Annotated in this window: 21 protein-coding genes; 14 read left to right on the top strand and 7 right to left on the bottom strand. The window is 38.1% G+C overall.

From position 1 onward, the window contains the following. Window positions 1–100 precede the first annotated feature (100 nt). From lptF to rsmA, 6 genes are all read left to right on the top strand, one after another. Complete coding sequence (lptF, locus tag ACFIK8_RS03180) at window positions 101–1,291, top strand: LPS export ABC transporter permease LptF (protein WP_375636536.1); 1,191 nt, start codon at window positions 101–103, stop codon at window positions 1,289–1,291. Further along, entirely contained in the window at window positions 1,288–2,379 is a 1,092-nt protein-coding gene (gene lptG, locus ACFIK8_RS03175; protein WP_375636537.1) for an LPS export ABC transporter permease LptG, read from the top strand. The genes lptF and lptG overlap by 4 nt, the downstream gene beginning before the upstream one ends. Then, window positions 2,380–4,740, top strand: a complete 2,361-nt coding sequence (locus ACFIK8_RS03170; RefSeq protein WP_375636539.1) for an LPS-assembly protein LptD — start codon at window positions 2,380–2,382, stop codon at window positions 4,738–4,740. Between the two features lie 109 nt (window positions 4,741–4,849). Then, window positions 4,850–5,806 carry a peptidylprolyl isomerase gene (locus ACFIK8_RS03165; protein WP_026500356.1) on the top strand — a complete coding sequence of 319 codons (957 nt, stop codon included), beginning with the start codon at window positions 4,850–4,852 and terminating at the stop codon, window positions 5,804–5,806. Next, on the top strand, window positions 5,806–6,819 hold the full coding sequence (gene pdxA / locus ACFIK8_RS03160; RefSeq protein ID WP_375636541.1) for a 4-hydroxythreonine-4-phosphate dehydrogenase PdxA: 1,014 nt from the start codon (window positions 5,806–5,808) through the stop codon (window positions 6,817–6,819). Before ACFIK8_RS03165 ends, pdxA begins: the two co-directional genes overlap by 1 nt. Continuing rightward, window positions 6,810–7,640, top strand: coding sequence for a 16S rRNA (adenine(1518)-N(6)/adenine(1519)-N(6))-dimethyltransferase RsmA (gene rsmA / locus ACFIK8_RS03155; RefSeq protein WP_273788483.1), 831 nt, complete (start codon window positions 6,810–6,812; stop codon window positions 7,638–7,640). The genes pdxA and rsmA overlap by 10 nt, the downstream gene beginning before the upstream one ends. Window positions 7,641–7,670: 30 nt before the next feature. Here the strand turns inward: rsmA and gmk are convergent, their stop codons facing one another. The 7 genes from gmk to ACFIK8_RS03120 all read right to left on the bottom strand — a co-directional run bounded on the left by gmk (window position 7,671) and on the right by ACFIK8_RS03120 (window position 14,082). Next, window positions 7,671–8,348: a guanylate kinase gene (gene gmk / locus ACFIK8_RS03150; RefSeq protein ID WP_375636543.1), complete on the bottom strand. Its 678-nt coding sequence runs from the start codon at window positions 8,346–8,348 to the stop codon at window positions 7,671–7,673. A 299-nt stretch (window positions 8,349–8,647) separates the two neighbouring features. Further along, window positions 8,648–9,757: an endolytic transglycosylase MltG gene (mltG, locus tag ACFIK8_RS03145; RefSeq protein WP_375636545.1), complete on the bottom strand. Its 1,110-nt coding sequence runs from the start codon at window positions 9,755–9,757 to the stop codon at window positions 8,648–8,650. A gap of 96 nt (window positions 9,758–9,853) precedes the next feature. Continuing rightward, entirely contained in the window at window positions 9,854–11,116 is a 1,263-nt protein-coding gene (gene fabF, locus ACFIK8_RS03140) for a beta-ketoacyl-ACP synthase II (protein ID WP_375636547.1), read from the bottom strand. A gap of 101 nt (window positions 11,117–11,217) precedes the next feature. Further along, window positions 11,218–11,454, bottom strand: a complete 237-nt coding sequence (locus ACFIK8_RS03135) for an acyl carrier protein (RefSeq protein WP_004860281.1) — start codon at window positions 11,452–11,454, stop codon at window positions 11,218–11,220. Window positions 11,455–11,715: 261 nt separating this feature from the next. Further along, complete coding sequence (fabG, locus tag ACFIK8_RS03130) at window positions 11,716–12,453, bottom strand: 3-oxoacyl-[acyl-carrier-protein] reductase (RefSeq protein WP_375636549.1); 738 nt, start codon at window positions 12,451–12,453, stop codon at window positions 11,716–11,718. A 19-nt stretch (window positions 12,454–12,472) separates the two neighbouring features. Further along, window positions 12,473–13,417, bottom strand: coding sequence for an ACP S-malonyltransferase (fabD, locus tag ACFIK8_RS03125; RefSeq protein WP_375636551.1), 945 nt, complete (start codon window positions 13,415–13,417; stop codon window positions 12,473–12,475). A gap of 77 nt (window positions 13,418–13,494) precedes the next feature. Beyond that, a complete protein-coding gene (locus ACFIK8_RS03120) occupies window positions 13,495–14,082 on the bottom strand; it encodes an undecaprenyl-diphosphatase (RefSeq protein WP_375636552.1) in 588 nt (195 codons plus the stop codon). 335 nt (window positions 14,083–14,417) lie between these two features. Here ACFIK8_RS03120 and rpsF point away from each other — a divergent pair, with 335 nt between their 5' ends. The 8 genes from rpsF to purF all read left to right on the top strand — a co-directional run bounded on the left by rpsF (window position 14,418) and on the right by purF (window position 22,572). Next, entirely contained in the window at window positions 14,418–14,825 is a 408-nt protein-coding gene (rpsF, locus tag ACFIK8_RS03115; protein WP_273788489.1) for a 30S ribosomal protein S6, read from the top strand. Then, complete coding sequence (rpsR, locus tag ACFIK8_RS03110; RefSeq protein WP_012754957.1) at window positions 14,825–15,073, top strand: 30S ribosomal protein S18; 249 nt, start codon at window positions 14,825–14,827, stop codon at window positions 15,071–15,073. Before rpsF ends, rpsR begins: the two co-directional genes overlap by 1 nt. 151 nt (window positions 15,074–15,224) lie before the next feature. Then, on the top strand, window positions 15,225–16,205 hold the full coding sequence (locus ACFIK8_RS03105) for a hypothetical protein (RefSeq protein WP_375636554.1): 981 nt from the start codon (window positions 15,225–15,227) through the stop codon (window positions 16,203–16,205). A 25-nt stretch (window positions 16,206–16,230) separates the two neighbouring features. Then, window positions 16,231–16,827, top strand: coding sequence for a 50S ribosomal protein L9 (rplI, locus tag ACFIK8_RS03100; RefSeq protein WP_375636556.1), 597 nt, complete (start codon window positions 16,231–16,233; stop codon window positions 16,825–16,827). 593 nt (window positions 16,828–17,420) lie between these two features. Continuing rightward, window positions 17,421–18,911, top strand: coding sequence for a replicative DNA helicase (locus ACFIK8_RS03095; RefSeq protein ID WP_375636558.1), 1,491 nt, complete (start codon window positions 17,421–17,423; stop codon window positions 18,909–18,911). Between the two features lie 6 nt (window positions 18,912–18,917). Continuing rightward, on the top strand, window positions 18,918–20,294 hold the full coding sequence (gene radA, locus ACFIK8_RS03090; protein ID WP_375668958.1) for a DNA repair protein RadA: 1,377 nt from the start codon (window positions 18,918–18,920) through the stop codon (window positions 20,292–20,294). 127 nt (window positions 20,295–20,421) lie between these two features. Next, on the top strand, window positions 20,422–21,003 hold the full coding sequence (locus ACFIK8_RS03085; protein ID WP_375636561.1) for a CvpA family protein: 582 nt from the start codon (window positions 20,422–20,424) through the stop codon (window positions 21,001–21,003). A gap of 75 nt (window positions 21,004–21,078) precedes the next feature. Continuing rightward, on the top strand, window positions 21,079–22,572 hold the full coding sequence (gene purF / locus ACFIK8_RS03080) for an amidophosphoribosyltransferase (RefSeq protein ID WP_375628701.1): 1,494 nt from the start codon (window positions 21,079–21,081) through the stop codon (window positions 22,570–22,572). Window positions 22,573–22,574 lie beyond the last annotated feature (2 nt).

The raw sequence follows: 22,574 nt of genomic DNA, 5'->3' as shown, positions 1-22,574 counted from the left end.
CCAATTCATAGAAGGGTATTTTTTCGAGCTTTATTACATTTTAACCGAAAGCAGTAAAATATTTGCTATCGAATTAAAGACTGAGGATTTTCCCCAATTTATGCGTATTATTGAGTTCTACATCCTGAAACGTGTCCTTGTTTTGTTTAGTTCTGTTATGATTGCAGCAGTGGGCGTTAGTTGGACAGTACAAATTCTCGCACGGATAAACTTTCTCACAACAAGTAAACAAACACTCCTCACAGTCTTACAATTTTCACTCTCATTGGTCCCTTCTGTTGTTTTTCTTGTCATTCCATTTGCATTAGTAATCGCAATTACAACCATCCTTTCAGCAATGCATCAAGACTCAGAACTTGCTGTCATCAATGCCTCTGGTTTTCCTAAAAGTACTGTTTGGAAACCTATTCTTCTTCTTGCTATTGTTGCATCCTGTATCTCCTTTTCTATAGCTAATTTTGTTGTTCCTCAAGCGCGTCTTCATATGCGACAAATGCTAGCAAGCGCTCATTTTGATCTTATTAATCTATTCATTAGTGAAGGAAGCTTCCAAAAACTCGCTAATAACCTTTACATAGAAATTGGCGAACGAAATCCAAATGGAGCACTTAAACGCCTTTTCATTGCCGACCAGCGTGATCCTAAGACTGATCTTTTTTATTATGCAACAGACGCATCCATTGTGAGCAATAAAAACGGCAGTTTTCTGGTTCTCAATAACGGTGAAATAGAAAGAGTTAACCATCAAAATAACAGTGTTTCAATCGTTCAATTTAGCTCATATACTTTTAGCCTAGGGGAGTTTATCCCCAGTGATAAAGCACCTACTCTTTATCCAAAAGATCGGTCTCTTTCTTATTTACAAAATCCTGATCCAAAAGATCCCTACTATCAACGAAAACCACTCCAATATAAAGCTGAGTTTCACCGCAGATTAACCCAATGGCTCTACCCTATTGTTTTTTCACTTATTGCATTAGCAGCGGCAGGGGATGTATGCTCCCATCGACAAGCTCGTCATTCCGCAAATTTCTCGGCAATTACCCTTTCTTTTCTGGTGTATTGGATAGGATATTTTTTTGCAGAAAAAGCAAAGAACGATCTTGCATACGTTCCTCTCCTTTATATTATGCCCATAGGGACAAGTGCATTTGTTTTTTTTATGCTTTTAACGAATCATAAAATTGGGCTCCCCACAAAAGTTAATGAGATTATTCAAATCGCTTTTCAAAAAGTAATGAACAAATTTGAACATCGAAAATCTCAAGATTCCTCGGATGAAATATCATGATTGGGTGGACACTTGGACGATACTTTTTTATACGTTATCTTAAAATAACTTGTTATTTCTGGGGAAGCATTTTTGTCCTTGCTCTTTTAATCGATTTCACAGAGAACTCCGGTAGGCTGTCCTCCATTCCGCATCATACAGCAAAAGATGCATTTTTCCTCTCTGTTTTACGCATCCCTTTTATCATGCAACAACTTATCCCTTTCATTGCACTCTTTTCTGCAATGGCAACGCTTATCTCGCTCAACAAAAAACTTGAACTTGTGGTGACTCGTTCAATCGGTGTTTCTGCATGGCAATTTCTTATGCCAGCTTGTTTGGGAGCTTTTCTTTTGGGATTATTTTCAGTTCTTCTCATTAATCCACTTGCTGCATGGGGATTTTCTCAAGCAGAAAAAAAGATGACTGAATGGCGCAATAACAATATACTAACACCTCTTCATAATACAGGTATCCACTGGTTAACACAACGTACAAATTTAGGCAGAACAACCATTGGTGCTAAATTTATCACCGACCAAGGACTTTCTCTTATCGATGCAACCTTTGTACAATACAATGACAACGCAACCGTCAAAAATTGGATTAACACCCCAAAAGCAACCTTGAGTAATGGATCTTGGCTATTAACAAATGGAACAATCTATAAAATAGGGCATCCTCCTGAAAAAATTACCGTGTTGCAAATAAAAACCAATCTAAAACCTGAATTTTTAACGGAACGTTTAGCGAATCCCGCGACTATTCCATTTTACCAATTGCCAAAAAAAATTATGATTGCACGTTCATTTGGCTATTCTGCTAATAATTTTGATATGTATTTCCAATCTTTAATTGCATTACCGGCATTACTTGTGGCAATGACCCTCATTGCAGCAACTGTATCTTTAAATTTTACGCGTTTTGGGCAATCTAGAACGTTGATTCTTGGTGGAGTAATAGCTGGGTTTACGCTTTATGTTATTTCCGTACTCGTTCAAGCTTTTGGTAATGCTGGATATATTCCACCAATTATTGCAGCTTGGACACCCGTTGTTATTGCGTTATTCTTAGGAATCTCTTTTTTACTTCATAAAGAGGATGGCTAAGTGAAAGCATTAACACTTAAAAAAATTATTTTAACAAAATTAAGTGCTCTCGCTTTTACAAGTGTTATGGGGGTTATTTTAGGAGGCGCTTTGTCTTATTGTGCGCACGCTCAAAGCCTTATGTCTCCTTCCCAAAGTCGCATTCGAAATCCGGAACGTCCTCTTTTGCTCTCTGCGGATGAACTCATCTACAATCGTGATGAAAACACTGTTTCTGCACAAGGTAATGTCCAAATCGAATATGATGGCAATAAAGTTGTCGCTCAAAAAATTATTTACAATCAAAAAACAGGACGGCTTATAGCACAAGGGAACGTTGAAATTACTGAAAAGGATGGTAATAAAATCTATTCCAACCAAATTGATATGACCAAAGATCTTGGCGAGGGTTTTGTAAACGCCTTACGTATTGATACAGCCAACAATGTTCACTTTTCAGCCCAAAATGCTACACGCAAAAACAATCACATAACAGTCTTTGAAAATGCAACCTATACAGCCTGTGAACCTTGCTCTTATAAACCAGATAGAGACGTCCTATGGAAAATTAAAGCAAGAAAGATCATATGGAATAATAGCATCAAAAAAATTCGGTTTGAAAATAGCAGTTTTGAAGTTTTTGGTGTACCGATTATAAAATTTCCAAATTTTGAGATCTATGATCCAACTGTCAGGCGTGCTAGCGGTCTGCTTACTCCTCATTTTTTTTATACTGATTATCTCGGTATGGGGATAAAGAATTCTTATTTTTGGAATCTCGCCCCTCACTATGATTTTACCCTTTCTTCTACTGTTTATACCCAACAAGGGCTTTTAACCGAAGGGGAATGGCGTCAACGTTTTAAAATGGGCAGTTATAATATTCGCTTTGCTCATATATACCAAATGAAACGGCATAGATTTGATAATGATACGATTGATGCACAGCATAAAAACCGTTATATGCTGTCAACAAAAGGGGACTTTCGTATTAATTCACACTGGACTTATGGATGGGATATCCTTGCACAATCAGATCGGCATTTTAGTCGTGCCTATAAACTTGAAAACTATAGCAATCCTACACAACTTTCTCAGATCTATCTGAATGGTCTTGCAGGAAAAAATTATTTTGATATGCGTTTTTATCATTTTAAAGTTCAAGATTCAATATTGAATGATCCTCATTATGAACGTCACTCTCGGCAAGCTTGGGTCCTACCGCGCATCGATTATTTTTTCACACCAGATGAACCCATTTATAATGGAGAGCTTACCTTCCATAGTAATATGCAATCAATTTATCGTCGTCATACTGACTTCAGTTCTACCGACCAGAACGGAACCCCTCTCAACATAGTAAGACTTTCTGGTATGGCTGGAAATAGTTTGCGTTTAACAAACGAGCTTCAGTGGAAAAAGCGCTTCAACACGCACAACGGACTCATCTTAACCCCCCTTCTCTCTCTACGAGCTGATATCATTACAACCAATGCAAGCGAAAATTATACAGCTTCTACAGAAAAAAATTCCTCATCCGCAATTCATGGTTCAACAATTCGTGGCATGGCAACAGCAGGGTTGGAACTACGCTATCCCTTCCTTATTACAGCGGATCATTCTACACATATTATAGAACCAACCGCACAAATTTTTATACGCAATAATGAACAATATATTGGACAAATTCCTAATGAAGATGCTCAAAGCTTTGTCTTTGATGCAACCACTCTCTTTCAACGAGACAAATTTTCTGGTTATGATCGTGTAGAAGGTGGCACAAGAGCCAATATAGGTCTAAGATATTCTGGAAGCTTTAATGACAATTGGTCTCTTTATGGTCTTGTTGGACAATCCTTTCATCTAGCAGGAAAGAATTCTTTTGCAGAAAAGGACTTTGTCAATGTAGGTATTCATTCTAGCTTAGAGGCAAAACGTTCAGACTATGTTGCAATGTTTGGTGCAACCCATAAAAGTGGTTTTTCCTTAGAAACGCGTGGACGCTTTGACAAAAAGACAGGAAAAATCCGCCGTAGTGAAATCGAAGCATCACAAAAATGGCAAAATTTTTGGGCGGCTCTACAATATGCCTATATCGCAAAGCAACCAGATTATGAATATCCTCAAGAGCGCCAAGAAATTTCTTTTCAAACAGGACTTAAACTAGCAGATTATTGGTCTATTAATAGCAACACCGGTTATGATTTAGTATCTGGTACATTTGTAAAGCGAGGAATTAGCTTGAATTATACAGATGAATGTTTCGGGTTAACATTCGGTTATCAACAGGTAACGAATCCAGGCAGGAAAACACCCTTGCAAAACTTTAATTTCTCTCTTTCATTGCGTACGATTGCAGATATCGGAAAAAAGATAGATTAATTTATAAAGAGAATGTATCAGTCATTTAACTTATCATTGTTTTTATGAAAGAAAGAGTATATTTTAAGTTGTTGATGAGAATTAATAAACAATGCGAAAGCCTATTCACATGAATAAATTGAAAAAGCGTGTTCTTGCTTTATTTTATATTACGTCTTTGAGCGTAAGCAGCCTGCTAATAAATGGATTTTTGATTCCGACAGTCTTTGCGCAGACTTCTATTGTTGTTACAGTTAATGGCAACCCCATCACAAATTATGATATACAAAGGCGCCTTGCTTTTCTCAGATTACAACAAAAGCAAGGCAATTTGGTGGCACAGGCTAAAAAAGAGCTTATCGATGAAAAGCTAAAAAATATTGAAATAAAACGTCGTAATATTGAAGTAAGCAATGATGAAGTTGATAGAGCTTTTGAGAATTTTGCGACACAAAATAATATGACGATTGATCAGCTCAACCAGATTCTGATCCAAACTGAGATCACTGTGCAACACTTTAAAGATTACATCCGTGGACAAATAGGATGGGGGCGTCTTGTTAGCGCACGCTATCAAGCTGAAACAGGTATGATTAGCGAACAAGAAGCTGTACGCAGGATATTAAAAAATGGTGGTGTAAAACCTTCAACCAATGAATATACATTACAGCGAATTGTTTTTGTCATTCCTGCACATCGTCGTTCAGAAATTTTTGAAAGACGTCAAAGAGAAGCAAGCAATTTTCGTGCACATTTCCGTGGATGTGCCAATGCTCACAATCAAGCAAGAGGTATTTTAGACGTTACTATCCGCCACTTAGGAAAGTTTCTGGAGCCCCAACTTCCCAATGCATGGGAACAAGCTATTCTTGCAACGCCTGCTGGAAAAATGACAAAATTACAAGAAACATCTGATGGAATCGAAGCAATTGCTGTCTGCAAAATAAAAAGAGTTTCTGATGATTATGTCGCTCGACTAATATTTTCTCTTCAAGATAGTAAAAAAAGAAGCCCGCAAAAACTTGAAGAATTAAGCGACAAATATTTAGGAGAACTGCGGCGAGTGGCGCGCATTCAAAATTCATAATGGCTGCTCTTATTGTTAGCGGTGGTGATCCTGCCGGAATTGGTCCTGAAATAGTACTAAAAGCGTGGAGTTTGCGTGTTACGCGCCAAATTCCACCTTTTGTGCTTCTTGCTGATCCAGATGTTATTCGTTCGCGCGCTCGTTTTTTACAGATTGATGTTGAGGTGCAATCTGTTTTAATCAATAATTCCGCAAAAAATTTTCAAAACGCTCTTCCTATCATACCGTTAAAAAACAAACAAAGTGATCAATTAGGTATACCTTCATCGAATAATGCCTCTGGAATCATTGAAGCAATTCAACGCTGTGTTCAATTAATTCAAAATGGCCATGCATGTGCACTTATTACTTGTCCTATTGCAAAAAAGAATCTTTATGATGCCGGTTTTCAATTTCCAGGTCATACAGAATTTTTAGCCGATTTAGCCCATAAAGCTTTTCATAAATGTTACCATCCAGTTATGATGTTAGCAGGACCTCGATTAAAAACAGTACCAATAACTGTTCATATTCCATTTAAAAATGTTCCTTCACAGCTTACCCGTGATTTAATTGTTCAAACGGTACTTATTACTGAATGTGACTTAAAAACACGGTTTAAAATAACGTCACCCCGACTAGCTGTTGCTGGTCTTAATCCTCATGCTGGAGAAGGAGGTGCAATGGGAAAAGAAGATATTGAAGTTATCACTCCTGCTATTGAATATCTTAAAAAGAAAGGACTCAATATTGCAGGACCGCTGCCTGCCGACACAATGTTCCATGAATGCGCAAGAAAGGCTTATGACGTTGCCATTTGTATGTATCATGATCAAGCCCTTATCCCTGTTAAAACATTAGACTTTGATAGCACTGTTAATGTCACGTTAGGTCTCCCTTTTATTCGCACGTCTCCAGATCACGGAACTGCTTTTGACATTGCTGATAAAGGGATAGCCTCTCCCGAAAGCTTTATTGCTGCTCTTAAACTTGCAAATCAACTTGCCGAAAATAGTTTAATACCATGCCTATAGATAATCTCCCTCCTCTACGTGAGGTCATTGATATATATGGATTACAAGCGCATAAATCTTTGGGGCAAAATTTTCTTTTTGATCTTAATTTAACATCTAAAATTGCTCATCACGCAGGTAATATAGAAGGAAAACCTGTTCTTGAAATTGGTCCTGGTCCTGGAGGTCTCACACGTGCCTTGCTAGCAAAGGGTGCCATTGTAACAGCAATAGAACGCGATGAACGCTGCATACCAGCTCTCTTAGAAATAGAAAAACACTATCCTAAAAAATTAAAAATTATTTGTAATGATGCACTGAAGCAAGACTTCTCAAAACTCTTTGAAACAAGCCCCGAAAAACCTCGCATTATTGCAAATCTTCCCTATAATATTGGGACACAACTCTTATTAAATTGGCTTTTGACTGAACCATGGCCTCCTTTTTATGAATCAATGACATTGATGTTTCAACGTGAAGTTGCCAAACGGATTACAGCTAAACCCCAATCTACTCATTATGGACGTCTTAGTGTCTTAACTGGCTGGCGTACCACTGCTAAAATTGCTTTTGATGTGCCCCCTCAAGCCTTCATACCAATACCTAAAGTAACTTCTTCCGTTGTTCATATTATTCCGCGAATACAACCTCTTGCCTGCTCTGCACAAAAACTAAGCCTCGTCACAAAAACCGCCTTTGGACAAAGACGAAAAATGCTTCGTCAAAATCTCAAAACACTTGGAGGTGAAGTGCTATTAGAAAAAGCTGGAATTGATGGAACACGCCGTGCTGAAACGCTCTCGGTTTCAGAATTTGTAACTTTAGCGCATCTAGTGCTCTAAAAAATTGCACTTTTTGTTATGCAACCTTTTTTAATCAAGACATTTATCGATCTTTTCAGCAATAAGCCCATCAACAAAAGAGTCAAGATAAGAACAGCGCTCGCGTTTTACGGTTTCAGCTAAATAAATTGATTTAATAAAAGATAAAGACTGATCTAAATCTTCGTTAATCACAACATAATCATAAGAACGCCAATGCTTTAACTCCGTTCGTGCATTTTCCAATCGTAAATTGATGATATCTTGGCTATCTTCTGCTCGACGATGTAAACGCGAAACAAGCTCTTTCATTGATGGTGGAAGGATAAAAACAGATACAGTGTCTCCTAGCATCTTTTTTTGCAGCTGCTCGGTACCTTGATAATCAATATCAAATAACATATCACGGCCAGTACTCAATGCGTTCTCAACAGTTTCACGTAAAGTGCCATAATAATTCCCGTGAACTTCTGCCCATTCAATAAATTCATCTCTATCACGCTTATATTCAAACTCTTCCTTTGAAATAAAGTGATAATGCAGTCCATCTACTTCACTAGGACGCCTTTTCCTTGTGGTCATACTTACGGAAAGCTCTAATTTTCCATCTTTTAGAAGTAATCGAGAAATTGTTGATTTACCAGCACCTGAAGGAGAAGAGAGAATAAATAAAAAACCGCGGCGTTGATTTATTTTTATAACACTCAATTTACTTTCGAAGACTGTCATTACATCACTCTACTTTGTTCATAAATGTTTCTCCAAAATTTGAATTATACATTATCTCAACCTTTCCCCTAATCAATGTGTTTTCTTAGCAGTTATCAATGTTATTCTGCTCTTTTTTGAGATAAGTTATTAGCAGTGTATTCACTGCTTTCTTAAATATTTTTATCCATACGCTAATCCCACTTGTGACTGACAAGAAAATGATTTTTTATCATTCTCATAAAAAGTTTAAAGAGAAAAATTTTACTATATTTTGCATTCTCATTTACGATGCAAAAAGATGTATTATCATTATAAATTCAATGTCTTGCCTTTAATTCTCGCCACTTGCGAACATTCACATTATGTTCCTCTAAAGTTCGAGAAAAAACATGCCCTCCTGAACCATCAGCAACAAAATAAAGTGCATCACTGCTTGGTGGATGTGCCACCGCTTTCAAAGAATCTCGACCTGGATTTGCAATAGCTGTTGGAGGCAAACCATTAATTTTATAAGTATTATATGGTGTTTGCTTCTCAAGATCTGAACGATAAATTGCACGACCGGATGGTTTTCCTTTTCCTCCAAAGAGACCATAAATAACTGTTGGATCCGATTGAAGACGCATATGCTTTGTAAGGCGGTTATAAAATACCGAGGCAACCATTGGTCTTTCTGCTGCAATTCCCGTTTCTTTCTCAACAATTGAGGCTAATATAACAAATTCATCAATTGATTTAATGGGTAAATCAGGTGAACGCGTAGCCCATATAGCATGAATTAATTTTGTCTGCCCTTCACGCAATCTGTTTACAATCTCTTTACGCGTTGTCCCCCGAATAAAACGAACAGTATCCGTCATTAAACAGCCCTCTGGAGGCAAAATTTTTGGAAGATCTCCAATCAAAATTTCATTCGCAGCTAATCGATCGAAAACTTGCTGAACCGTTAAACCTTCAGGTACTGTAAATGTATACTCAATAGATTTTCCTTTCACAAGAATATCCATAATATCCTGCATCGAAGAATGAGCCGGAATTAAATATTCACCAGCCTTCAGATGCGTTGTTTTTTGGTGATAACCAACCCCATAAACAAAAATATCCGATGATCGAATGAAACCGCGTTTTTCTAGCAATGCAGCAATTTCACGAATTCCTGTGCCAGGATGGATAAGAACAATTTGTTCCTCCTCAATTTTTCCCTTTTCTTCAAAAATACTTTTTCCGATATAAAGAGGAATACTTATGGCGAAAAGAATAACCACAATCAGCATAAGAAAAAAATGACCGAGAATAACCAACGGATTACGGACGATAGATGATTTCTTTCGTTTTTTATGTACTAACATGTCATAACTATCTGCTAAATGATTCGAAGAGGAATCACTTACGTCCTTTAATGATTTTCCATTTTTCACATCGGACATAACCCCTCAATAGCGATTAAGGACAATATTATAATTTCTCATTCACCTTATAACAAAGTAGAAAACTCAAAAGCAGAAATTAAATAAAAATACTTATTATCCCCTAAAACGTCGCATCACCAACGATGCATTTGTCCCACCAAATCCAAAAGAATTAGAAAGAATCGTATCAATCTTTCGTTCACGCGGTTTGTGTGGTACAAGATCGATTTTCGTTTCAATCGATGGATTGTCAAGATTAAGTGTCGCTGGGGCTATATTATCCCGTATAGCTAGAACAGAAAAAATAGCCTCAGCGGCACCGGCGGCACCAAGTAAATGCCCGATAGACGATTTCGTTGATGACATGGATACTTGTGGTGCATAATTCCCTAAAACACGCTCAACAGCTGCTAGCTCTATGGAATCAGCCATCGTTGATGTACCATGAGCATTAATATAATCAAGTTCACTCACATTCACTTGTGCACGCTTAAGAGCAGCCATCATACTACGCTGAGCTCCTTCACCGCTTTCTGAAGGCGCTGTAATGTGGTAAGCGTCACCAGATAAACCATAGCCAATAACCTCAGCATAAATACGCGCTCCTCGTTTTTTGGCGTGTTCCAGCTCTTCTAAAACAACAACTGCTGCTCCTTCCCCCATCACAAAACCATCACGATCAGCATCATAAGGACGTGACGCCCGTTCAGGATCATCATTGCGACAAGTAGAAAGAGCTCTACAAGCTGCAAAACCTGCAAGAGATATCCGATTTATCGGAGACTCGGTCCCCCCTGCCACCATGACATCTGCATCACCAAACATAATCAAACGTGCCGCATCACCAATCGCATGCGCCCCTGTCGAACAAGCTGTTACAACAGAATGATTAGGCCCCCGTAAACCATATTGAATAGATACATAACCAGAAGCAAGATTAATCAAACGACCTGGAATAAAAAAAGGAGAAACACGACGAGGTCCCTTATCACGAAGCGTATAACCAGCTTCAACAATGCCCTCAACTCCCCCAATTCCCGAACCAATTAACACACCTGTACAAATCTGATCTTCATCACTCTTAGGAAACCATTCGGCATCTGCAAGCGCTTGGTTAGCAGCAGCCATTGCATAAACAATAAATGCATCAACTTTACGTTGCTCTTTAGGTTCCATATACAAATCAGCATTATAGGTTCCCTCTGTTCCATCCCCTAAGGGGATACGCCCAGCAATCTGGCATGGCAAATCTGACACATCAAACTCAGTGATACGTCGGACACCACTTCTTCCTTCAAGAAGTCGTTTCCAACTATATTCAATATTACCAGCTAATGGAGATACCAATCCTAAACCAGTAACAACAACACGTCTCATAACTTCTAACCTTGAACTAAACTTCACATCTCAAAGCTCTCTTTTCAAAAGAGCTCCGAAGAATATAGGCAAAAGCAATTTATGCCTTTGCCCTTTAGTAATCATGCAGAAGCTTTATCAATGAACTTGACTGCATCACCAACTGTAAAAATCGTTTCAGCAGCTTCATCTGGAATTTCTACCCCAAACTCTTCTTCAAAAGCCATAACGAGTTCAACCGTATCAAGGCTATCAGCCCCTAGATCATCGATAAAGCTTGCATTTTCTACAACTTTATCAGCATTAACCCCAAGATGTTCCACAATAATTTTCTTAACGCGCTCTACTGTATCACTCATGTTGAAATCCTCGAATTTATATTTTCCTATAATTTGGTTAACTATATCGGCTCATCTAATCAAGCAATAGATGCATTACTTTAAAAGATTTTAGCAATGATTTAAAACATCCTGTGGATATCCCCTACAAAATGAACCAATTTGACCTTCCGACATCAATTGATCAACGGCCATGTTAAAGAAATAGATGCATCTTTCTATTCCAATCGTTACTATCTAAAATAATACAACTCATAAATCAATGTGGAATAAAATAAATACTCAAATCATTGCCATTCCACCATTGATATGGAGTGTTTGACCTGTCGTATAGGCTGCTTCATCGCTTGCTAAATAAACAGCAGCAGCGGCTATTTCTTGCCCACTTCCCATACGCTTCATTGGAATCGCAGCCATAATGGCTTCTTTTTGCTTTTCATTAAGCTTGTCTGTCATTGCAGATTTAATAAATCCTGGAGCAATACAATTGACAGTGATGTTTCGCGAAGCAATTTCTTGTGCCAATGCTTTAGAAAAACCTATCAAGCCTGCTTTTGCAGCACAATAATTCGTTTGTCCAGGATTTCCCACAACACCAACAACAGATGTAATGTTAATAATCCTTCCATAACGGCGGCGCATCATAGAATGTATTAATTCACGCGTCAAAAGAGAAGCAGCTGTTAGGTTAACTTCTAAAACATCATCCCAGTCTTTATCTTGCATACGCACAAAAAGACCATCCCTAGTAATTCCCGCATTGTTAACCAAAATATCGACGCCATCCATTTCTCTTTCTGCAACTTCAGCCAATTGTTTAATCGATTGGCGCTCAGAAAGATTAGCGGGAAATACAAAAACATTCTGCCCTAATTCTGTTGCTACTTCTCTAAGCTTTTCTTCACGTGTTCCATGAAGTCCAACAATGGCTCCTTGTGCATGAAAGCAGCGTGCAATTGCCTCACCAATTCCTCCCGAAGCCCCCGTTACAAGAGCTTTACGTCCTGTTAATCTAAACATTTTTTTAACTCCTTATAGATTAAACGCCAAGCATGCCTAGCGCTGATTCTATTTCATCAACTGTTCCAATTGTTACCCCCTTTATATCTTTGTTAATACGACGCGTTAAACCTGTTAATACTTTTCCAGAACCAACTTCAAAAAGCGTATCAACCCCATTAGCAGCGATCCATTCTATTGTTTCACGCCATCGCACTCTCCCAGTCACTTGTTCAACAAGAAGAGTAGTAATACGCTCTGGATTGCTCTCAGGTGCAACAGAAACATTAGCAATCAAAGGAACAATAGGGGGCATTTTGTTAACAGTCAAAAGTGCTTTCTTCATGGCATCAGCAGCAGGTTGCATTAAAGATGAATGAAACGGTGCAGAAACTGGAAGAAGAAGTGCACGTTTTGCACCTTTTGTTGATGCAATCTCTACCGCTGTCTCAACTGCTTTTGCTTTACCTGAAATAACAATTTGCCCACCACCATTATCATTAGCAATCTGACATAGTCCTTCTCCAGAAACAGTTTCGCAAATTTCTTCCACAGTGTGCTCTTCCAAACCAATCAGTGCTGCCATAGAACCTTCACCAACCGCGACAGCAGCCTGCATAGCATTGCCACGAATACGCAAAAGTCTTGCCGTATCTGTGAGAGTAAATGTACCAGCAGCACAAAGAGCCGAATATTCACCTAAAGAATGACCAGCAACAAACCTTACCTTTTCTTCTATACGAAGCCCTAATTGTTTCATCACACGAATGACAGCCATGGATACAGCCATTAATGCCGGTTGTGCATTTGCTGTTAACGTTAAAACATCTGCTGGTCCTTCAAAAATGACCTTGGATAATTTCTCACCCAAAGCATCATCAACTTCCTCGAAAACCATCCGTGCGGCAATAAATTGCTCTGTAAGCGCCTTCCCCATACCAACAAGTTGACTTCCCTGCCCTGGAAAAATAAAAGCTGCACCCATTTATCAACTCCTAAAATTATACCATTAAATTATTTTCTTTTGACCTTATTCATCCGCACAAATCAAGATGAAGCCCTTCATTTAAAACGAATACCACTCTTAAAATTATATTTTAAGGGCGGAATTTGATATAAAAACTTAGGAAAATAGGGTGCTATAAACTGAATAACACCAAAACTTATGAGACTTCCTAAAATTGTACCTGCTAAAATATCAAAGGGATAATGTACACCCACAAAGATGCGCGCCCAACAGATCAAGCACAAAAACACCGTGGCAAATTTAAAAGCAACCTTGTATCGGTAAAAATAAAAGTTAGCTGCATAAGATGCAATGGTCAAGGCATGATTACTAGGAAAAGAAGCTGTTGCACGATGTTGAATAAGCGGTGTTGTCAACCCTACCACGAATGGGCGAGGATGAAAATAAAAAAGAGAAATGAGATAACCTATGAAAAGAGCAGCACAAATACTCATGCAAATGCTTAGCACGACACATCGTTCCCTCTCCCCACCACAAAACCACAATGCACAAAGATGGAGAGGAATAATATAAATTAAAAACTTTGCACAAAAAATACTAAACAAAACTACAATCGACCAAGCTTGATGATTGCCGACAAACATTTCAAAGAGTGTAACATCAATCTGGTTTAAAAAGTCCATTTTTCTCTCCTTTACCTCTATGTTACAGTATTATCTTTTTGTAAAAGAGGGAAATATATCAAGATTTAACAAATCAATTTTTTTATGTGCATAAACTTGCTATTTTAAAAGATAACCTGTAGATATGAAATATTCGTTGCCGGCACTTTAGCTGGAGGTTGAACGGAGGGCTGTAAAATATCAGTAGGAAATACAATGTTTCCGGCCTCCCGTGTCTCCGCTCTCGGATGTCTCGAATCGTAAACGCGTCCTTTCTTCTTTGGATTTCCAAAAAAGACAAGTCGCAGAGGCTTTGCGCTAAAACCGGTGAGATTTAATTGAAGAAAGGCAAAACAATGGCTCTTTATGAACATATGTTCCTTGCCCGACAAGACATTACACCGCAGCAAGTTGATGAACTTTTGAGTCTCTACAAAGGTGTCATTGAAGCACATGGTGGAAAAGTTGGGCGTATAGAAAATTGGGGACTTCGTCCTCTTGCTTATCGCATTCGTAAAAACCGTAAGGCTTATTATACCTTGGTCAATATTGATGCACCAGCTTCAGCAATTGCTGAAGTGGAGCGTCAGATGCGCATCAATGAGGATATTTTGCGTTATATGACCATTCGCGTAGAAAAACACGAAAAAGAAAAATCTGCTATGCTCTCACACCTTGATCGCAATAGTCACATTGGACACGATGAAGAGCGTCCTCGTTTTCCACGTCGTCAACGTGAAAATGCTATAGAAGGGGTAGAATGATGACTGATACTAATCAAAACTCTGCACGTCGCCCCTTTCATCGTCGTCGTAAAACATGTCCTTTTTCAGGGACCAATGCTCCCAAAATTGATTATAAAGACATCAAGTTGTTACAACGTTATATTTCCGAACGTGGGAAAATTGTTCCTTCACGGATTACTGCTGTTAGTCAGAAAAAACAGCGTGAATTAGCTAATGCTATCAAACGTGCTCGCTTTTTAGGCTTACTTCCGTACGTTATAAAGTAAACGCTCAATACGCTATGCAACTGGAGAGTTTCTCCAGTTGCTTTTCTTATATGATTAAAAAAAATAGCTTGTTGCATCCTATGCTAAGCTATTACATGTCAAAGTTGGGGTATTGACACGCCCCTAACTGCAGAAAGCAGGACAGCAATAAATGAAAAAAAATCGTACCTATGAGATATTAATCGGTATTTTAGCAGGATTGTTTGCTGTTGTAATAGGAATGGCAATCATCAGTGTTGCAAATATCGCGCCCTTTTTTTCTCTTCTTCTTGGCTGCTTTCTTTCATTGCCAATTTTTATTGTTGCGTTCGGTCAAGGAACACTAGCCAGTCTCATCGCCCTCATAAGTGCCACTGTTGTTCTTATCATAACCACTAATACCTATATTGCTCTTGGCTTGATGTTCTTATTTTTCCTTCCTGCTGTCTATGCTTCTTGGCTTCTTGGGCTTGCACGACCAGCGCAAAAAGAAAACGAACTGATATGGTATCCATTATCATCGGTTATTTTTCATTTAACTAATTTTATCGCTCTTATAGCAACTTTCATTGGGCTCTATGTTCAAACCCGTCCTTCCACACCCGTCATTGCAAAAAAAATCACCGAAAACATAGCACAAACTCTGCAACAATCACAGTCAATAAAAGAAGCCGATATACGCGCTTTTAGTGAGCTTTTAATGACGCATCCAGCAACTTTTACTGCTGTTTCTTTGACTCTTTATAGTTTGGTTTTTCTCATTGCTAACCTTTACTTTTCCATGATAGCAGCACAACACATGAAATGGCTGAAAAGACCTCGTGATGATTGGAGCCAAACTCTCCGCCTTCCAATTTCTGGAATTGTTATTTTCATTATTGTTTGCATAGCATCGATGATTGAGTTGAGCGCTTCTCTTAACTTGAGTACCCGTGTCTTTAGTACTGCATACACTGTCATCATATTAATTAGCGGTCTAGCATATCTTCACAATATTACAAAAGGGGTAAACGGTCGGATTATTATACTTTCTCTTGTTTATATTGCTATTTTAACAGTCGTTTTTACTCCACCTATTGTTTTCATGATGCTTTTGATGGGAATTTGGGCTGCTATTCAATATAATTTTCAATCACGCAAAAAACTCCACTAAATTTATTTGTTCGAAAGGAAAAACTATGGATATTATTTTACTTGAGCGCATTCCTCGTCTTGGTCAAATGGGTGATATTGTCTCAGTTAAAGATGGTTATGCGCGTAATTTTCTCTTGCCTCAAGGTAAAGCTTTACGTGCAAATGAAGCCAATAAAAAACATTTTGAGATACAACGTGCACAACTTGAAGCACGTAATCTTGAACGCAAAAGCGAAGCGCAAAAAGTTGCTGAAAAACTTGATGGACAATCATTCATTGTTGTTCGTTCTGCTGGTGAAACAGGACAACTTTATGGTTCTGTGTCAACACGTGATATTGCTGAAATTATAACAGATGAAGGCTTTTCTATTGGGAGAAATCAAGTCGAACTTAACCATCCAATAAAAATGATTGGTCTTCACACTATCACTCTTAGCTTACATCCTGAGGTTCAAATTTCCGTGATTATTAATGTTGCGCGTTCTACCAGTGAAGCACAACGCCAAGCAGAAGGTGAAACTCTCACTTCTGCTAAAGAAATATATAATATTCAAGAAGAATTATTAGAAGAAAGTCAGGAAGAATTATTGGCAGAAGAAATTAATGACAACGATATAAACAGTTCTCATCAAGAAGCTTAATTGCTATTTTTGCTTTCTGTTTTATATTTTTTATTCCATTTTAAATATTGCTCATAAAATACTCACACTTTAAAAGTGAGTATTTTATGGCCATCATACATAAAGAACCTAATTTTTATGAAAGCATTAGCAATATATTATTTAAAGGCATTACATGCCGAGAATGATGATATAACTAAGAGGAAATATCTTTTGTTTTCAGCATATAAAGCAAAAATAATTTAAAGTTCTACCTTTCAGGGTAAGGCTTGTATGAGCGGTAAGTTGATTGTATCCTCACATGATCTGAAATAATTTCAGTTATAAAAGAGTAATTCTGCTTACACAGATATTGGAATCTTAAGGTCATGTAACTTCAAAATACTTAAATTTAGAGTACCAAAACTTCCACTTTAAAATTACGTATTATAAAATAAAATAGATAGACGTAACACAAATAATATACAAATGATAAATGAGCAACGAAAAGAGAGCTTTGAAAAATTATATAATTTTAACTTAAAATGAAGGTTTGTAGCTCTATTCTTTTAATTATACGATTTTCAATTTATCGCCTAAAGTAGCTAGACTTGGAATTTTAGTGGAAAAATATTATGGAAGAAACTAACGTTGTTAATGTAGGCTCTTCAAAAAAAGAAGATTCTCCTTCTTTTCGGCAACTTCCGTATAATATTGAAGCTGAACAGGCATTGCTTGGTGCCATCTTTATCAACAATGATTCTCTTGACCGCGTTTCAGATTTTCTAAAACCAGAACATTTTTTTGAACCATTGCATCAAAAAATTTATCATGTTTTATCTCACCTTATTAAAACAGGAAAACGTGTAGATCCAGTTACAATCAAGCCCTATATCCAAATGGAAGAAAAAATTGGAGATATTACTGTCTACCAGTATGTTGTTCGCTTAGCCACAGAGGCAGTCACTATTATTAACGCTGAAGATTATGGACGCGTTATTTACGATCTTTTTATCCGCCGGTCTTTGATTAACCTTGGAACTCAAGTTGTCAATACAGCCTTTGATGCTCCTGTAGAGCTCACGCCTACCCAACAAATTGAAACTGTTGAAAATCAGTTATTTGAGCTAGCAGAAAAAGGGAAATATGGAGGTGGATTTGAAAATTTTAATGAGGCTATCAAAAAAGCTATCGATATGGCAAGTGCTGCGAAAAAGCGCTCTTCACAATTATCCGGGATAGCCACCCATATTAAAACACTTGATGAAAAAATGGGAGGATTACAAGCATCTGACTTAATTATCCTTGCGGGACGCCCTGGTATGGGTAAAACCTCACTGGCTACCAATATTGCCTTTAATATTGCTAATGCTTATAATCGTAATGCCAATATCCAAGAAAATGAAGGTGGCATTGTAGGATTCTTCTCACTTGAAATGTCCTCCGAACAGCTTGCAACACGTATTATTTCTGAACAAACAGAAGTCTCTTCTTCTGATATTCGGCGTGGTAATATTTCAGATGAACAATTTTCAAAAATTATTCGTGCGGTGAACCAACTACAAAAGGCACCACTTTATATTGATCAAACTGGGGGAATATCAATTACGCAATTAGCTGCTCGTGCGCGACGTCTCAAGCGACAACATGGCTTAGATATCTTGTTTATTGACTATATCCAACTCATGACAAGCAGTTCAAAGCGTTCATCAGAAAACCGTGTTCAAGAGATCACAGAAATTACCACAGGATTAAAAGCATTAGCGAAAGAATTGAACATTCCTATTATCGCTCTCTCTCAACTTTCACGTCAAGTAGAAAATAGAACAGATAAACGTCCACAACTTTCAGATTTACGTGAATCTGGTTCAATTGAGCAAGATGCCGACATTGTTCTGTTTGTCTATCGCGAAGAATATTATCTCAAAAATGAAGAACCAAAGTTAGGTAGCTTGGAACATACAAAATGGCAAGAAATAATGGACAAAGCTTTTGGAAAAGCTGATGTTATTATTGCAAAACAGCGCCATGGGCCGACAGGAATCGTGCCACTTGCCTTTCAATCTGATTTCACACGATTCAGTGATCTGGCCGATAGCAATTATCTTCCAGAGCAAATTGGTTAAATCAACATGGTGCGTAATCGTATTCAATTTATCTGCCAAAATTGTGGAACTGTCCATTCTCGTTGGGCGGGAAAATGTAGTGCTTGTGGAGAATGGAATTCCCTTATCGAAGAAACTATAAATGGCGGCATAGGAAGTGCTCCTAAGCAGAATGCTCGTAAAGGACGCATCGTCACACTCACATCTCTTTCTGGAAATATCGAAGATGCTCCACGTATTCATTCTGGTATTGCTGAACTTGATCGTGTTACCGGTGGAGGCTTTGTCCGTGGATCGGCACTCCTTGTTGGTGGTGACCCGGGTATTGGTAAATCAACATTGCTGACACAAACAGCCGCTGCTTTATCACGTAAAGGATATAATGTCATCTATGTTTCAGGTGAAGAGGCTATTGCGCAAATTTGTCTGCGCGCACAAAGGCTTGAAGCTAACAATACAGAAGTGAAACTTGCTGCTGAAACCAATGTTGAAGATATTCTGGCAACCTTAAGCCAACATAAAAACCTTGATATGGTGATTATCGATTCGATTCAAACCCTATGGTCAGATACAGCAGATTCATCACCCGGCACTGTCACACAAGTACGTATCGGTGCTCAAGCAATGATCCGCTTTGCCAAGAAAACAGGAGCCGCCGTTGTTCTTGTTGGTCATGTTACAAAAGATGGGCAAATTGCTGGTCCTCGAGTTGTTGAACATATGGTTGATGGCGTTCTCTATTTTGAGGGTGAAGGAAGACATCATTATCGCATTCTTAGAACTGTAAAAAATCGCTTCGGACCAACAGATGAAATTGGTGTCTTTGAAATGTCTGATAAAGGATTACGCGAAGTGATAAATCCATCCGAATTGTTTTTAGGAGAACGTAATGAAAAAGCACCAGGTGCTGCTGTTTTTGCGGGAATGGAAGGGACACGCCCGATACTCGTAGAAATTCAAGCGCTTGTTGCTCCTTCTTCCCTTGGGACACCAAGACGTGCGGTTGTCGGATGGGATGGAAATCGCCTTTCTATGATTCTTGCCGTTTTAGAAGCCCATTGCGGCATTCGTTTTGGACAGCATGATGTCTATCTGAACGTAGCAGGTGGATATCGCATATCAGAACCCGCTGCTGATTTAGCTGTAGCCGCTGCTTTGGTATCCTCTCTTGCCAATATCGCATTGCCAACGGATTATGTATATTTTGGTGAAGTCAGTCTTTCAGGAGCTACCCGCGCTGTTTCACATTCAGCACAGCGCATCAATGAAGCAAAAAAACTCGGCTTTCAAGGAGCATTTCATCCCACAACAACAACCGAAATGATAAAGTCGCTCAATTTTCAACAAAAAACTTTCTCCGACCTTCCCGAACTCGTTGCTACTCTTACCGTAAGTAAAAAATGATCTGCACCACAGATATGATAATATAGAAAAAACTCTATAAAATACAAAAGATCCTTGCTATAAGAACAAAAAATATATTTGTACACAGACTTATAAGAACACAACTTTATGTATAAGGAACAAACAAATGATCATAACAATCCTTGATGGAATTGTCGTAGTAATCATCCTGTTGTCCGCTTTTCTTGCTATGCTTCGAGGGTTTTCACGTGAAGTGTTATCGTTGATTTCTTGGGCAGTTGCAGCTATTACGACACTGTTTTTATTCAAGCCTGTCTTACCTTTCTTTGAACACTATCTCTCTAATAAAATGATTGCATTGATCACAACATTGGTCACGATTTTTATTATTGTTCTCATTATTACTTCAATTATTACAATGAAGATCTCTGATTTTATTATTGATAGTCGAATTGGTATCCTTGACCGTGCTATTGGTTTTATTTTTGGAGCACTTCGCGGTTTACTTATCATGGTCATCGGTATGTTGCTGATTAATGCACTGATTAAACCCGAGCTTCAAGCGAATTGGTTAAAAAATGCAAAAACAAGGCCTATTTTAGATTCACTAGGACAAAAAGTTTGGGAAATACTCCCAAAAGATATTGGATCTGTTCTCGAAAAGGCGGAAAATTTGTTTAAAGACAGCAATAAACATACGTATGAGCAACACTCTCATAAAAAGATAATTTTAAAAAATAAAGAATAGTTTTTCATGAGGAAAGAGAACTAAATGATGTAAAATGTGATATTAATGATTCCTCCGTATCACAACTGAAAGAATATGATGATAAAAAGTGATGTTTTCTGTCAAGAATTTTCGTTAGATGATGATACCCTTCATGAAGAATGTGGCGTTTTTGGTATTCTTGGGCATGAAGATGCAGCAACATTAACAGCTCTTGGACTCCACGCACTTCAGCATCGTGGGCAAGAAGCAGCTGGTATTGTTTCCTACCATAATAAAATGTTTCATCAAGAAAAGCATTTAGGTCTTGTTGGTGATCACTATACAAATCCTACAACACTTGCACGCTTACCAGGAAATCGCGCTATTGGACATACCCGTTATTCAACAACTGGAGAAGTAGCATTACGCAATGTTCAACCCCTTTTTGCTGAATTAAAAGCTGGAGGCATTGCTATTGCTCATAATGGTAATCTTACCAATGGTCTTACATTACGCCGTGAACTCATCGCTTCTGGAGCTATCTGTCAATCAACATCAGATTCAGAAGTTTTTCTTCATCTTATTGCCCGCTCACGTTATGAATCGTCCTCTGATCGTTTTGTTGATGCAATTCGGCAAGTAGAAGGTGGGTATGCTATGTTAGCGCTCACACGTACAAAGCTTATTGCTGCACGCGATCCAACAGGGATTAGACCCCTTGTGATGGGGGAACTTGATGGTAAGCCTATTTTTTGTTCTGAAACTTGTGCTCTTGATATTATTGGAGCAAAGTATGTCCGTGATGTTAAAAATGGGGAGATCATCATATGTGAAATACAAAAAAATGGGGAAATTACTAAAAAAATTATAAAACCCAAAAATGAAAAACCAGAAAAACTTTGCTTGTTTGAATATGTTTATTTTGCCCGTCCGGACTCAATCGTTGGAGGGCGTAGTGTCTATGCAACACGCAAAAATATGGGAATCCGTTTAGCACAGGAAGCCCCTTGTGAGGGTGATGTTGTGGTTCCTGTTCCTGATGGAGGAACTCCTGCCGCAATTGGCTATGCACAAGAAATTGGAATTCCCTTCGAGCTTGGTATTATCCGTAATCACTATGTTGGCCGTACTTTTATCGAACCAACACAACAAATTCGTGCTTTTGGTGTCAAGTTAAAACATTCTGCAAACCGTCCTGTGATTGAAAGAAAACGTGTTATTCTTGTTGATGACTCTATTGTACGTGGAACAACATCTCTTAAAATTGTGCGAATGCTCCGTGATGCAGGAGCAAAAGAAGTTCATATGCGCATTTCTAGCCCTATGATTTTCTATCCCGACTTTTATGGTATTGATACACCTAAAGTTGAAAGCCTTTTAGCAAATCAATATCCAGATTTAAAATCTATGTGTGATTTTATTGGAGCAGATTCATTAGAATTTCTTTCAACGGATGGATTATATCTTGCTGTAGCAGGGGAAAAACGGAATAACGCCGATCCACAATTTACTGACCATTATTTTACTGGATATTATCCTACGCAACTGGTTGATCAAGAAAATCTCTCCAAAACTCATCAATCATCTGTTCTTAAAACAAGAGATTAATG

The organism is Bartonella sp. MR168JLCBS (assembly GCF_042194175.1).
This window is presented reverse-complemented; position numbering and strand designations above follow the sequence as displayed.